Source organism: Candidatus Bathyarchaeia archaeon (assembly GCA_035935655.1).
Taxonomy (GTDB): Archaea; Thermoproteota; Bathyarchaeia; order 40CM-2-53-6; family 40CM-2-53-6; genus 40CM-2-53-6.
Map to the genome: position 1 here is coordinate 158,501 of DASYWW010000040.1, position 13,898 is coordinate 172,398.

At 51.0% G+C, this 13,898-nt stretch carries 13 protein-coding genes; 6 read left to right on the plus strand and 7 right to left on the minus strand.

The features are described from left to right. Positions 1 to 206: 206 nt before the first annotated feature. A complete protein-coding gene (locus tag VGS11_08495; GenBank protein ID HEV2120124.1) occupies positions 207 to 755 on the plus strand; it encodes an HD domain-containing protein in 549 nt (182 codons plus the stop codon). Between the two features lie 66 nt (positions 756 to 821). Here VGS11_08495 and VGS11_08500 read toward each other — a convergent pair whose 3' ends face one another. From VGS11_08500 to VGS11_08510, 3 genes are read right to left on the minus strand one after another with little or no spacing between them, the layout of a single operon-like run. Beyond that, positions 822 to 1,358 (minus strand): hypothetical protein, encoded by a 537-nt coding sequence (locus tag VGS11_08500; GenBank protein HEV2120125.1) that lies wholly within the window; start codon positions 1,356 to 1,358, stop codon positions 822 to 824. A 48-nt stretch (positions 1,359 to 1,406) separates the two neighbouring features. Beyond that, a complete protein-coding gene (locus VGS11_08505; protein HEV2120126.1) occupies positions 1,407 to 1,937 on the minus strand; it encodes a DUF4382 domain-containing protein in 531 nt (176 codons plus the stop codon). A 28-nt stretch (positions 1,938 to 1,965) separates the two neighbouring features. Beyond that, positions 1,966 to 2,517 (minus strand): class I SAM-dependent methyltransferase, encoded by a 552-nt coding sequence (locus VGS11_08510; GenBank protein ID HEV2120127.1) that lies wholly within the window; start codon positions 2,515 to 2,517, stop codon positions 1,966 to 1,968. Positions 2,518 to 2,881: 364 nt separating this feature from the next. Between VGS11_08510 and arcC the strand changes: the two genes are divergently transcribed. From arcC to VGS11_08525, 3 genes are read left to right on the plus strand one after another with little or no spacing between them, the layout of a single operon-like run. Next, positions 2,882 to 3,832 carry a carbamate kinase gene (gene arcC, locus VGS11_08515; protein ID HEV2120128.1) on the plus strand — a complete coding sequence of 317 codons (951 nt, stop codon included), beginning with the start codon at positions 2,882 to 2,884 and terminating at the stop codon, positions 3,830 to 3,832. Between the two features lie 28 nt (positions 3,833 to 3,860). After that, the gene (locus VGS11_08520; GenBank protein ID HEV2120129.1) at positions 3,861 to 5,657 is read left to right on the plus strand and encodes an ATP-dependent DNA ligase; all 1,797 of its coding nucleotides are present in this window, start codon (positions 3,861 to 3,863) and stop codon (positions 5,655 to 5,657) included. A 3-nt stretch (positions 5,658 to 5,660) separates the two neighbouring features. After that, the gene (locus VGS11_08525) at positions 5,661 to 6,470 is read left to right on the plus strand and encodes a DNA primase (GenBank protein HEV2120130.1); all 810 of its coding nucleotides are present in this window, start codon (positions 5,661 to 5,663) and stop codon (positions 6,468 to 6,470) included. 5 nt (positions 6,471 to 6,475) lie between these two features. On the opposite strand, the gene VGS11_08530 is transcribed toward VGS11_08525, so the two are convergent. Genes VGS11_08530 through speB form a run of 3 tightly spaced genes read right to left on the minus strand, consistent with a single transcriptional unit; the run spans position 6,476 to position 8,739 of the window. After that, complete coding sequence (locus VGS11_08530; GenBank protein HEV2120131.1) at positions 6,476 to 6,664, minus strand: hypothetical protein; 189 nt, start codon at positions 6,662 to 6,664, stop codon at positions 6,476 to 6,478. A 9-nt stretch (positions 6,665 to 6,673) separates the two neighbouring features. Further along, positions 6,674 to 7,849: a hypothetical protein gene (locus tag VGS11_08535; protein ID HEV2120132.1), complete on the minus strand. Its 1,176-nt coding sequence runs from the start codon at positions 7,847 to 7,849 to the stop codon at positions 6,674 to 6,676. Next, positions 7,846 to 8,739: an agmatinase gene (speB, locus tag VGS11_08540; GenBank protein HEV2120133.1), complete on the minus strand. Its 894-nt coding sequence runs from the start codon at positions 8,737 to 8,739 to the stop codon at positions 7,846 to 7,848. The genes VGS11_08535 and speB overlap by 4 nt, the downstream gene beginning before the upstream one ends. Positions 8,740 to 8,813: 74 nt before the next feature. Between speB and VGS11_08545 the strand changes: the two genes are divergently transcribed. Further along, positions 8,814 to 9,230: a hypothetical protein gene (locus tag VGS11_08545; GenBank protein HEV2120134.1), complete on the plus strand. Its 417-nt coding sequence runs from the start codon at positions 8,814 to 8,816 to the stop codon at positions 9,228 to 9,230. Here the strand turns inward: VGS11_08545 and topA are convergent. After that, on the minus strand, positions 9,223 to 11,355 hold the full coding sequence (gene topA / locus VGS11_08550) for a DNA topoisomerase I (protein HEV2120135.1): 2,133 nt from the start codon (positions 11,353 to 11,355) through the stop codon (positions 9,223 to 9,225). The genes VGS11_08545 and topA overlap by 8 nt on opposite strands. Before the next feature lie 429 nt (positions 11,356 to 11,784). On the opposite strand from topA, the gene VGS11_08555 reads away from it, so the two are divergent. Then, complete coding sequence (locus VGS11_08555) at positions 11,785 to 13,011, plus strand: 2,3-bisphosphoglycerate-independent phosphoglycerate mutase (protein ID HEV2120136.1); 1,227 nt, start codon at positions 11,785 to 11,787, stop codon at positions 13,009 to 13,011. Positions 13,012 to 13,898: the final 887 nt, after the last annotated feature.

Genomic DNA, 13,898 nt, shown 5'->3' on the forward strand with positions numbered 1-13,898 from the left:
CATCTGTCAATTTGGTAGGGAGATAAATTCGGGGTGACCTGTAGTGCGTACCTTCAGATCGAGCTGGTTTCTTCGCCACAGCGAATCTAGTTAGGATTTTCTTAACCAATTTGCTAGGCCTTCACAGGACGAATGGCTGGCGTGTTTACATAGTGAAGGGTTTTTAGGGATTGCGGTCGGAGTGCGCACATTGGTGGGAACAAATCTTGGACGAGCTGATCGGGTTTTGGGAATTCGCGGCCAGGTTGAAAGCCGAACCCCGCCGAGGGTGGCTCAAGAAACTCCGCCTTCAAAGACCTGAGTCAGTTGCCGATCATTCGTTCGCGTTATCGATTCTCTGTTTGTTCGAGGGGGAGAGACGAGGTTACGACGTAGAAAAGCTACTGAAGCTTGCGTTGTTGCATGACCTGGAAGAAGCGATCACGGGAGATCTGACTCCTCAGGACAAGGAATCCAAGGGAGAAAAAACCGTTACAGCCCAGAAAATCTCGGCTCGAGAACAGTTGCTCTCGTACTTCCGAGGGGAGGATCAGAGGGCTTACCGAGAACTGTGGGCTGAGCTAGAGAGTGAAAACAGCAAGGAGGGGCAGCTGGTTCACGAACTCGATAAGTTGGAGATGGCACTCCAAGCCAACGAATATTCGAGGCAAGGTATCGAAGCGACAAAACTAAGAGAATTCTACGAATCCTCTAAGGGCGCAATCAAAGATCCCAAGCTAAAGCTCGTTCTAGACCAAATTTCTTCCAAAAACTAAGAGCGCGGCCCACTCAGGATCGGGATCGCTATGGACAATTGCTCCAGTTTATTTGACTGCCATGGGTTAGATCTGAGTGACGACAGCGACTCGTGCTTGTGCAGCCTTTGTCAGGTACTCTTTCGGAAACAAAGTCTTGAAGTCCCTCGCCAGTATCGACATGTATTCTCCGATTTCGTCCTCACTCATGAATTGAAACATATATCCGCCATTGTAGGGGGATGCCTCTCCCTCACGTTTCATGAATTCGATATGCATCAAAGGATCTCCTCGTTTGATCGTTATTGGTTGCCTCTCGTTACTCAGGTTAACGAGTTCAAGCGCGAGGCGACCTATGAACCCGCTGTGGACCTTTGCAGCGTTCAGAAACGATAGGCCCATTCTACCGTACTTGCTCTTCGCGGTGAGGTGCGCGACAAATTCTGGAGGGGTAAACACGACCTCGTTGGAGACCAGATTCTGGTGCTCCAGATAGTGAAGGGTCCTCTCCTCTTTGACCGTGAGAACATAACCGTCGCCGTCAAGGAGCCCATAGTCGAATGGATGAATGCACTTGTGAGCCTTGATAAGGGTGACGAGTTGGTTTTTGCCAATTACGCACATACAAACCTCGTCTCCAGCAGTCGAATTTGATGGTTTCGGTGAAGCAGATCAGACCACCGACGTCTGGACAATCTGAATCGAGAGGGTAGCTGGACTAGCCAAAATCATAGAATCGTCGAAACTTACTACTAGGAGAATGTCTCCGAAACCGTTCGGGGGGATGGGGAGAGTGAAGTTGGCGTTCAAAGTGGGGTTGTTCGAGAGTGGTACTTGAGTGGCACCTATGACTGCAGTCGAATTCGTCATGGATAGCCGGATCGCGTCGTATCTACCTGAGGTAATCTGGGCAGATGCGACGATTTGAGGTAGGAAATTGGTCGGGAGCGGAACCAAGTCAATAGTTGGAGTGGTCTCGTTAACATTTACCCATCCCTTCCCGAAATCGAACCCGAAGGTGTGGAATTGCAAGCCAGCGAACTTGACGTAAAGATGATCGATTACGCCGGGAGCTGTCAACCCATAGACGTGCACCTTAACGGTCCCCTGACTGACTGAAGGAGCCAATGCAATGACCAAGACGACGACTAGGACCGCGACAAAAAGCACTCGTCGCCATCCCGGGTAAGCGTAAGCTGGCACAATTCCGCTTGGGCGACAACACTGCTATTTAACGACCAGCAACAGCATCCCTCAAGGAAAGGTTCGTTACCGGGTTAGGTCTATGCGCGGTAAAGAAGAGGTTCATCAGGAGATTTTCATAGAAGAGATTGATACTCACAAACCTATCCGCCAACAACTCCTTCAACTGTTCCTTCGAGAAATTGTTGTGAAAGGGTTCGGACTGCGGGTGGGTCACGCTAAGAATGTTCCGAAACCTCCACAGTGGATTGCTGCTTGGAACGGAGCCGATGAAAATACCATGCGGTTTGATCACCCTGGCGATCTCACCGAGAGCTCGCTTAGGAACGTAAAGATGCTCCACTACCTCTGTGCAAATCGCCAAGTCAGCTAGACCGGTCCGGAGCGGCATGTGTTCGACGTCGCATTGAACGAATTCCGCGTCCGGAATGCGTCTCTTCGCCCTTAGCAGGTTCCATCGATTTATGTCGAGACCAACGACTCGTGAAGAGCGAATATATCGTGTAATCAGCCCGGTTCCACAGCCGATATCAAGCGCACACTCCGACTTGGCCAGCCTTCGGATCAACCTTTTTGCCACTGTCGATCTTCCCCAGTGGAATATTCTTTCTAGGGCCCGGGGATCAGTAACCCAATCATAGAATTCACCTGCGATATAGTAGCTCTTCACGCTTCGAGCATTTTGCAATGTGGTACCCAGTTCAAGGGCCCCCTATTCTCAATCGAATCATGGGAATCATGCGGGGTGTATAACCAGTTTCGATTACCTTGCAAACGAGGGCAAACACAACTATCCTTTAAGGGCTCGAGATTTCTCGACGAAAGATCAACGGGGGCAGATCAAAGTGCAACATAGGATGCCACGTCCTACTCTGGATTGGGAACGTCAGAGACAAAAGGAACCCTGCCTGCTCACCCCCATCCTTCGAAGAGACGAAACGATCTTGTCGCCTGAAACACGCATAACAGTTCTTGCTCTTGGGGGGAACGCGATTCTTCGCCGCAATCAACAAGGTACCTTCCAGGAGCAATATGAGAACGTGAGGTCCACTGCGGCTCAAATAGCTACGCTTGTGGATGAAGGGCTCAGAATCGTCATTGTACATGGAAACGGCCCCCAAATCGGTGCAACAGTCATCAGACACGAGATGGGTCGAGCCAGAGTACCTCCTCTTCCCCTACATGCTTGTGGGGCGGAGACCCAGGGTTTCCTAGGCTATATGATCCAACAATGCCTCCAAGATGAATTGTCCGAGCGTGGATCTAGCAAGCCAGTTGCGACAATTGTGACCCAAGTCCTGGTGGATCCGAACGATCCTGCGTTCAAGCACCCATCAAAGCCTATTGGACCATTCTATACAAAGGACCAGCGAGATGCAATTCTGAAAGATAGAAAGGACCTTACTATTGAAGAGGATTCTGGGAGAGGATACAGGAGACTCGTTCCATCGCCGGACCCCATAGCGGTTATCGAGCACAGAGCGATCCAGGTCCTGGTTGACAACGAGTCGATCGTCATCGCGTGCGGAGGAGGAGGAATACCTGTCATACGACAAGGCCGCGAATTAGAGGGAGTCGAGGCGGTAATCGACAAGGACCTCGCCTCTGAAAGATTAGCCACATCGATTCATGCAGATAACCTAGTCATTCTGACGGACGTTGAGGGCGCCTACCTTAGTTATGGTAAACCAGAACAGCAGCTATTGTCAAAGGTCAACCGAGATGAGCTCGAGAAGTATGCTAGGAAGGGTTCTTTCGCTACAGGAAGCATGGGGCCTAAGGTGGAAGCCGCGATTCGATTTCTTCGGAGCGGCGGAAAAAGAGCGGTGATAGCAAACCTCAGAGACCTAGGAGGCGCAATAGAGGGCTCCGCCGGGACGCAAGTAAGAAATTAAGAGCATCTAACAACAAGATCCGACTGGGTTGCTTCTCAACTTGCTCTATTCGAGGATAGTCGATGCTTATTCTAAGATCGAAGTCACCACGAAGCGGCTGGAGATAACTCGCCTTCTAGTCGATCTCATCAATGCTACTCCGCACTCAATTATCGATAAGGTGGTCTACCTAACTCAGGGAAAGTTGTATCCAGATTTCCTTGGCATAGAGCTTGGAGTAGCCGAGAAGCTTCTGTTTCGTGCTGTCGCGAAGGTAACCGGGCAGACCGAAGCGAGGGTTACAGCACTCTACAAGAAGTTGGGCGATCTTGGAGTAACTGCTGAGCAACTGGTCAAAGACAAGATTCAGGTCTCGTTTCAGAGGGAAGCCCTCACGGTCGAGGAGGTCTACAATGTCTTCGACGCGATAGCTCACGAGGCAGGTAAGGGGTCTATCGACTCGAAGCTCAGACATCTAACCGGCCTCTTGGGGAGGGCGTCTCCGACCGAGACGAAATACATCACTCGAATGGCTCTCGGCCGTCTACGGCTGGGCGTAGCGGACATGACAATACTAGACGCGCTCGCGATTTCTCTCGGAGGAGGAAAAGAGTCAAGGCCGATCTTAGAGCGCGCCTACAATCGCTCGTCTGACCTCGGTTACGTTGCTAGAACTCTAGCTACTAGAGGAATAGAGGCAATAGCGTCCCTCAGAGTTATGGTCGGCAGGCCTATCCGGCCGATGCTTGCAGAACGGCTCTCCGACGCTGAGGAAATCCTCGCAAAGATGAACGGCGAGTGTGCAGCCGAATACAAGTACGACGGCCTAAGAATTCAGGCGCATGTCTCCCCGAGGGAGATCGTGCTCTTTTCGAGACGCCTCGAGAACATCACCGATCAATTTCCCGATGTACGACAATTATTGAAGAAAAATCTAGGGGAAATGGCATTAGTCTTGGAAGGTGAAGCGGTTCCCGTCGACGCGGCTACCGGGGAGCTCTTACCCTTCCAGTTGATCTCGCAGCGTAGAGGCAGAAAATACGACCTTGAAAGAACTGTTCAGGAGATACCTGTTGCTTTCTATCCGTTTGACCTTCTATATTCTGATACGATTGACTACACCGATCGGCCTTACCTTGAAAGACGTGAAAGGCTTCGAAAGCTGATTCAGAGGAATCCAAGATTGAACCTTTCTAAGCAGAAAATTTGCACTGCCCCCAAGCAGTTAGATGACTTCATGCAAGAGGCGGTGGCAGATGGTTGTGAAGGCTTGATGATCAAATCAATTGGCCCCAACTCAGTGTACAAGGCAGGCGCAAGAGGTTGGACGTGGATCAAATACAAGCGTGAATACAAGTCGGAAATGCAAGATAGCGTCGACTTGGCTGTAGTCGGAGCCTTCGCGGGTAGGGGCCGGCGAGGAGGAACCTACGGCGCCTTGCTTCTCGCGGCCTACGACAAGAGCCAAGACGTATTCAGAACCGTCTGTAAATGCGGGTCAGGATTCACTGATGAAGACTTGGAGAAACTGCCAAGGCTTCTTGGCAAATATCGAATAGACCACATGCACCCAAGAGTGGATTCCAAGATTGAGGCAGACGCATGGTTCGTCTCGGGACTTGTTCTCGAGATAATAGGTGCAGAGATCACGCTTAGCCCGATACACACCTGCGGAATGAACAGTATCAGGCCGGGTGCAGGTCTAGCAGTGAGGTTTCCACGGTTTACGGGAAAGTATCGCGAAGACAAGTCAGCAGAAGACTGCACCACGACGGAGGAAATAGTGGAAATGTACCGGGCTCAACTAAAGAAGGTTACCGAGAGTACCACGGTTGAAGCAGCATAGATCTTGAGGTCGAGGTACCGATTTCCGGACCGAATGCGCCCGGCAACGGTGCTAGAAAGATACGAATTTTATCGGCAGGAGTTCAAGCTGAATCTCGTTCGAGAATGGTTTCGAGGCTGGGCAAGACCAATAGTCTTCGCTGTGATCATTGGACGACACACCAAGATCTTTCCAGCTGAATATCGAAGGGACCGATACAGAACAATTCTCATTGACGAGTACGAGGGGTTGCAGGATCTAAGACGTTATTGCATGGAATTTACGCCCGAATCCGTGTACTACGATAGAAACGTGTACAAGAACTGGGAGGAAGCTAGACGAGGCCCAAGAGAAGCCCGGGAACTGGGCAGATCGTTTGGCCAACAGCTAGCTTTCGACATTGATTCCGAGAATTTCAACTGTCCATTACACGGCACTCTTGAGGACAAGCTGAGCAAACGGCAAGGATTGTCCTTTTGTAGACTAGAACTCCAATTGGCCCAAGAAAAAGCGCTCGAGCTAATGAACGATCTATCCGGATCCTTCGGGGAGCTCCGGCTGGTTTATTCCGGTAGAGGGTTCCACGTTCATGTTCTAGATGAGAATACGTTCTTCTGGACGCGAAGACAAAGGCTCAACTTGATCCGCTCGCTCGTTAGGAGAGGCTACTTGATGGACGAGTGGGTCGCGAACGGGGGCATGAGGCTGATCAGATTACCCCACTCCCTCAACGGGTTAGTAAGTCGCCTCGCAATGCCATTGGATGAGATCGATGCTCGATCCTTCGATCCTGTGACCGATCGTCGCTGCCTTCCCAGGTTTGCCCTGAGCTAGGCGGTCTACCGCCTTCTAGGTTTCCGAGTTGCCTTCTTCGGAGGCTTCTTCGCCTTTTTCTTGACAACTTTCTTTGCTTTGGTCTCTTTTCCAGCATAGTAATAGTACGCTTTTCGTTTCTTGGCTCCGATTCCAGAACGTTTTGAAGGCATATGCCATAATTTGCCCGTTGTCGTCTTAACGTTTTTGGGCAAGAATTAGCTCTAGGCGCTTTCGAGCATGGAAATAATTCGTTTGTGAGTCCCTTCAATGCTGTCGACCCCCGTGTTTAGTAGCAGACATTTGACGTGGAATTTGGAAATCATTCGTCGGAAGAATTGTTCTTGGCGAGCATGATCCAAGAGCAGCAGGTAAGGGTTGTACCAGGGCTCACCTGCAAGCTTCCCCCACATTTCTTTAGGCCCTGCACCAGGACGGACCATGTACTCCCCCTTTCTGAGGATCTTTATCGCCTCGTCAGCGTTCAAATGGACTTCTGCAGGGCTCTTGTCGTCCCTCCTCAGTAGAACTAGGAGCCTGATTCTTGCCTGATCTGTGACCTTTCCGGGTCCAAACACTTTTTCTCGAGGAACTAATGCTCTGCTGTTTCCGAAGGCGTAGTAGCACCAGCGCAACTCTTCGTCGAATACGCACTTGCTGTCTGTTAGTTTACATCCTGTTGGACCTTGGGTAAACTCGCAACTCTCTTTCTTAGTGGTGACGTTCTCACACTTGCTCTGGTCGAAAATCTTTCGAAGCCATGTTTTGCTCATCTGCGTCTCCGTTCGCATGTAGAGGCTTTTTTCAGGTTGCCTGCCAACTAGGTGGCCGAGTTTTTCTCCTTCATCGTGGTCAATGTAGACCCAGTCGTCTCCTACGATTCTTCCGCCTGGAAGCTCCATTAGTTTGAACGCTTGAGTAGTCTTGCCCGTACCCGTTGGGGCAACTATAATGACTCCTCTACCTGAAACGTCGACGCATGCCCCGTGTATGGAGTGAGTGTTTCTTTTTTCTTCCATGATTGCTGCGGCCATGCCGAGGGCCCAGCTTTTGCACTGTCCGTAGTATTCTGTGTTGAAGAAGACTGATTCGTGAATTTCTGGACAGTAGTACGCTGCGGGCTCGTGTCCCTCAACGCCTTGGGCTGAGTAGATCTTTGCGTCGGTGTGAGAGGAATTAGGGGCTTCGTTCCAGTTTAGCTTCCAAAAATCGCACTGATGCTTGCTGTTTCCGTAGAGCTCAACCGTGACTCCGTTGAGATCAGCCTTTGAACGCGCTGCTCTGGTCTCTTGGAGTCTTTTCTCAGCGAGAGCCTTGAGCGTTTCAAACTTGGCTTTCGGTACATTCTTGTCGCTTTTGACTCTAGCGGTTGAGGCCGTGATGTAGTTGTCCAGTTTCACGAGTCATGGCTCCGCGTTGACAGGGCTGCAATCGCCTCGAATATGACCTTTACACCGACCGCGGCGGTTTGGCCCGAGTCGAGCTGTGGAGAAACTTCGACCAAATCTAAGCCGATACTGTTCTTTTCCATTGTTGCATCAACCAACGTTAGAAGCTCGTCTGTTGTGAGCCCGTCTGGTTCAGGATTTCCGATACCCGGGGCAAATGCTGGATCAAGCACGTCGATATCGACTGTCACATAACTGTGGGAAAACGCTGACAGGAACCCTTTGATTCTCTCAGCTGTCTTTGGAAGCCCAGTTTTCCTCAGGTCCTGCGGAGTAATCGTTGTGACTCCTGTGCTTCTTGTGAAATCCAGTTCGGACTTTGAGAAGGCGCGGATACCGACTTCCATGATGTGGTCTGAGCCAAGCTGCTCGGACACTCTCCGCATGAATGTGGCATGAGAGAGTTTCTCTCCCAGAAATTCATCTCGCAGATCAAGATGAGCGTCGAAGCTGACGAGAGCCGTGTCTTTCGGCAGGGCATCGGCCGCTGCCTTAGTTATAGAGTGTTCTCCGCCAGCCATTATCGGAATCTTCTTTGCCTCAAACAGCTCGGAACAAACAGACCTGACTCTGCTGAGAGTGTCGGCGAGGCTCTCGACGATATCAACGTCTCCCCAGTCGTGAACCGGCACTTTCTCTAAATCCACTCCTGATCTTACGCTATAGAGTTCCATGTTAGCCGAGACATCTCGGAGGACTCCAGGTGCAAACCTTGATCCAGCCTTGTACGTGCTCGTCTTGTCGTAGGGAACGCCGAAAAAGACGAAACGTGATCTGTCATAGCTAGCGGATATGCCAGTGAATGGAACCCTTGTTGAGAGGTATAGCTTTGCTCGGCTCAATCTGTTGGACAGTCTGCGAGAAGCCATTGTAAAGCTTATTGGGGGAGGTGCCGACTCGGCGTAGGAACATCGCAATGCCTAAGCAAGAAGCCAAGCAAGAGTCGAAAAACGAGGCAATTTCCGCAGGAGTAGTACGACCGGTTGGTCTCTCTTTTTCCTCGTTCTTTTACGCTGCCTCTGGTCTCTACTATCTCATCTATCCACTCGTGGTGCAGGATACAACACTATACCAGTTGTACCTTATCGGAGCCTTGTCAATAATTGGTTCGGTGGGAATAATGCGGGTGACCAGGTGGGGTCTCTGGCTCGGGCTCGCGCTCTTTCCGCTTCAGATAGTTGCCCCCGCATTTGCTCTAATGGCCGCACTTCAATACCCAGGGGTAGCCTCAAGCAGCACCGCGATAGCCTATGTCGTATCCCTTGCGATTCTAATGTTCTTCGCATCGTTAACTTTCCTACTCGTTCTGGACAAGAGAAAGACGTTCAAGTAGCAGGCGCAGCTTCCCCCGATATCCGTGTCGGAATCTTATTCACGTTGGGTGTGGGCTTCGTTTCCCTAGCTTTCGCTGCATAACAGCGTGGACATGAAATCAAGGGTCTACGCCTTCCTGATCGTGCTTGAACCATCTGAAATCCACAGGCATTGCAACGACGGCTCAGTAGGGTAAGAGCGCCGAATTGCGGTAGCGGAAGAGCAAAATTGCATCCCGTTTCCCACTTGCCGCTGCAACCGATGAATCTTTTGCCGGTCCCACGACTTCGGACGATAGCAAGTTTCAGCCCGCACTTCGGGCAAGGACCGTCAAGGGTGACATCAGCTACCCTTTGTGCTACGATGACATCTGACAGCATAGAACCAATCTTCTCTTCGTTTTCTGCCAGCGAGAGCATGATTGGCCGAAGATACTCTAGAGCTTCAACCAGTACGCGGCGTCTGGAGGCGGTCCCACTCTGGATGTCTTGCATCAAGTTCTCCAGATTCGCGGTGAATGACGAGTCGATAATCAAAGGACAATATACTGAGAGAGTCTCAATTATCTTGCCTGCGAGTTCGCTCGCCTTCATCCGTTCTTCCCTAACGTAGCTCCGCGCGTAGAGAAGATCGATGATGCCTGCTCGTGTAGCCTTTGTACCGATGCTTGCCTCTTCCATTTTCTTCAAGAGGCTACTTGGATTGTAACGATGAGGTGGTTGCGTGAAATTCTCGACGGCTTTGATGTCCTGAACCTTCGCTCGGTCACCGATCCTTAAGTCGGGTAGAGGTTTTGAGTCATCAAACACATAGGGCCGGTAGAACTCAACCCAGCCCAAGCGGACGATATGTGAACCCGAAAGAAAGAACCTGTGGTTGTTATGGGCGAGAATTACCCGCGTACTTGTCTTGAGGCTGGATTCCGCAAGCGAGGCCATAAATCGTCGCGAGATGAGATCGTATAACTTGGCCTCACCACTCGAAAGGGGTCGTTTGGGAGATTCGCCTGTAGGGAAGATTGCAGGGTGAGCTGGGTCATCTTTGGGACCGTTGTTCGGACGAAGACTGCCTTTGGTCATGAGCTTGGCGACTAACGACCGGTAGTCAGCATGAGTTGCGATTCCATGCAAGATTTCGGCATACCCAATATCGGGGGGTAGTCTCTGGCTAGATGTCCTTGGGTAGGAAATTAGAGCATCAAGATACAATCTCTCGGCAAAGACAATCGTCCTTGCAGGAGAATAGCCAAAGTGTCGATAGGCCTCGGTTTGAAGATTCGACAAGTCAAACGGGTAGGGGGAATACTGTTGAATCTCTCGGGATTCCACCGCTTTGACCTCAAGTGGAACGTCACGACACTGGTCGCGGACATTCTCGGCCTCAGCTTGAGAGACGAGCCTATCTTTTTCGTATTCTAAGCTGTAGGTCTTGCCATTGTGGCCGATTGTGGCCTGTATTGTCCAGTATGGAACAGGGACAAAATTGGATATCTCCTCCTCTCGTTCTACGACGAAGCCGAGCGTTGGGCCTTGTACTCTTCCGGTACTAAGCGTCGCGTAGCCTCTGCCCTGCCTCAAGGCTGATTCTGTTAGGAGTCGCGAGAGATTGATCCCGTAAAGCCAATCTAGTTCATGCCGGCACTTTCCCGCATCCACCAAGGGAAATTCCGGGTTTGAATCTAGCTTTTGAAAAGCGAGTCGGAGCTCCTTCTCGGTCATTGTACTGAATTTCATTCTGAGTGCCTTGGTGTGAGCTCCGTTGCAAGCGTATTGCAGTACCGTGTGACCTATGACCGATCCTTCAATGTCATAATCACACGCGTTGATGTAACGATCGGCGGCTGTTGCAATGGAGGCGATCAAGCGGACCCATCGAGCTAGTCTTACAGATGCCTTGTCGACCTGATGTTTTGGGGCCCAATGATAGTCCCAGATAGGGTAGGAACGTCTACTGGATCGACCTTTCGAGTCAACACCGTAGAGATGTCCAAGGGCCGAGCAAACTATGATCCGTTCCGTCTTTCTGCGGCACTCAAAATAGGGAACACCTTGAGACTCGAATTTCTGCGGGAGATTCTCTTCATCTAGTGCCCTTGCGATGCGTTGAGCCGCGTCAGGCTTCTCGCAAACAATCAGGGTCTTAATCTAATTCCACCTTTCAGGGTTCTGAATCAAGAACTGACCTATCTTTCGTGTCCGATCGCCAGTTTCAGGCAATCCTACTAGACGCTGAAGAAAATCCCCAATCGTCAGGCTCCCGTACGCAGCAAGCCAGAGGGAGAATGCATCCCTGACATTGCGATAAGCCCTTAGGTGATTAGGACAAAACCAGGTACTGGCGTCTACAATTTTCATTCCACAGACAGCGCACTGATCCATATCTTACCTTTCCATCCTCACAATATCCCTGCAATCACATACAAGAGAGATTCGCGAACAATTCGATGCCATCTCCCTATAGATGTGAGGCAACGTCAAATGCGCTAACCATCGCGACCTAGGCAAACTGTTTTAACTGTATTACCTTAAAATGGTCCGCAGGAAGTTCAACCATTGGCAGACAAGAGAGCTGTATTGCTAATAGTCGACGGAATGGCGGACAGACCCTTGATCGATCATGATTACAAAACACCTCTGGAATTCGCGAACACTCCAAATATGGATAGGCTGGCCAAGGGGGGCCTTGTTGGCCAACTTGACCCCATATCTCCAGGGGTACGCGCTGGAAGTGATGTAGCGAACCTCGCGTTGCTAGGATATGATCCTGCGAAGTACTACACGGGACGTGGTGCTCTGGAAGCGATAGGTGCTGGAATCGAACTTCGCCCGGGTGATGTAGCGTTCCGGTGCAACTTTGCGACTGTCGACGATGATTTTCGGGTTGAAGATAGACGGGCCGGACGAATTAGAAAGGGAACTTCAAAGCTAGCTAAAGCGGTTGATGCGATCAAAATTGATGGAGTGCAAGGGATCAGGACGATCTTCAAGGCGACAGTAGATCACAGGGCGGTTCTAGTTTTGCGTGGTGAAAAACTGTCGCGAATGGTTTCTGACGTGGACCCGAAGGAAGAAGGTGCGAAGATCCAGATTTCGAAAGCGCTTGACGGAAGCGAAGAGGCAAAACGGACATCTGCAGCAGTCAACGAATTCGTCAAGAGATCACATGAAGTGTTGCGAGAACATCCGTTGAATCAGGAACGAGCGAACGAAGGTGAGAAGGCAGCGAACATTGTATTGACAAGGGGAGCGGGGACAACTCCGAATCTTCCAAGCTTCAAGTCGATGTTCGACCTCCGCGGATGCTGCATTTCTGGAACCCCGATGATCCAAGGAATAGCGACCATCGCAGGCATGGAAGTCATGGACGTCAAAGGTGCGACCGGTGGAATCAAGACAGACTACGAGGCAAAGGCCAAAGCGGTGATCGAAGGGAGCAAGGACAAGAACTTCGTTCTCGTCCATGTAAAAGCGCCCGACATCGCAGGTCACGACGGCGATTTCAAAGGCAAAGTCAGAACCTTGGAGGAGGTGGACACCCTTGTGGGTCATATTATCGACGAGGTTGATATTGGGCTGAACTATGTTGCGCTGACCGCCGACCACGCTACTCCAGTAGGGTACGGAGCTCATACTGGGGACCCTGTGCCAGTTGTAATCGGTGGTCCCGACGTCCCTGCGAGTCGGGTTCTCAAGCTCAGCGAGGCTTCAGCCGCCAGGGGAAACCTCGGAAGGATACGGGGTCTTGACCTGATGCCGATAATCACCGACCTCGTTGGTCGAAGCAGGCTCTACGGCTCCTAGACACAATCTCTGTCCTCCCTCGCGTCGCGGGGTGTTCTTCTCTTATCCCCCGTCTCCGGGGAAGTTTTTCGGTGTCTGCTATCGATAATGGGCGAGTCCCGGGGTTCTGGGCTTGGTCCGGGCTTAGACCATCTTGTATTTTTGCGCCTGTCACGTAGGGTTTGCTAGGAAATCTAGCGACCGGATCTCAGAATCGAGATCAGGGCTGATAATCGGCGAACTGGTTTGGAGGAGATCTTTATTCAGCCACTCTTGAGTCGCGAGTTGCAATCACTAAGACCCCCCTCTTTTATGGAGAAGATTTTCTGTCTGGCAGGGTTTCTGGGCGAGACAGTTGATTCAGAGCGCGATTCGGGCTTGGATGGCGAGGGAGAGATACGGGAAGTCATCTAGTATTTCCGAACGATCCGAGGGAGAGAAATTCAGCCACTTTCCAGATTCGAGGACAGGGCGTGAAATGAGCAATTTCTCGAGCGGTTCCGGCCACGAAGGAAGAAGGACAAAACAGGGACTGGTGAACGTGGAATCATGAGGGTTTCACGAAGGGCGGGGCGCGGGGAAAAACAGACCCCCGGGTGGTCGTGATTTAGTTAACGGAAAAAACAGTTTAGCAACAAGAGGGCAATTTACTGACGGATTTTGGGGCCGGAGTAATTTGATGTGCGAAGTCCTGGAAGGAAACCGTGCGGAACAGTATCCGAGCTCAGCTAGTCCATCGCCCATCTTGGGCGCAACACCTGAAGCTGTCTAACTTTTTCCCTTCTTGAGCTTTCGGGCAAGTTCGAAACGATCAGAAGAATAGTTCGGGTAAACGATGTCCATCAATGGGAGTCTTTCCGTTGAGAGGGGAGGAAAGGGCGGAATTCCCTTGATCTTATCACTCTCGG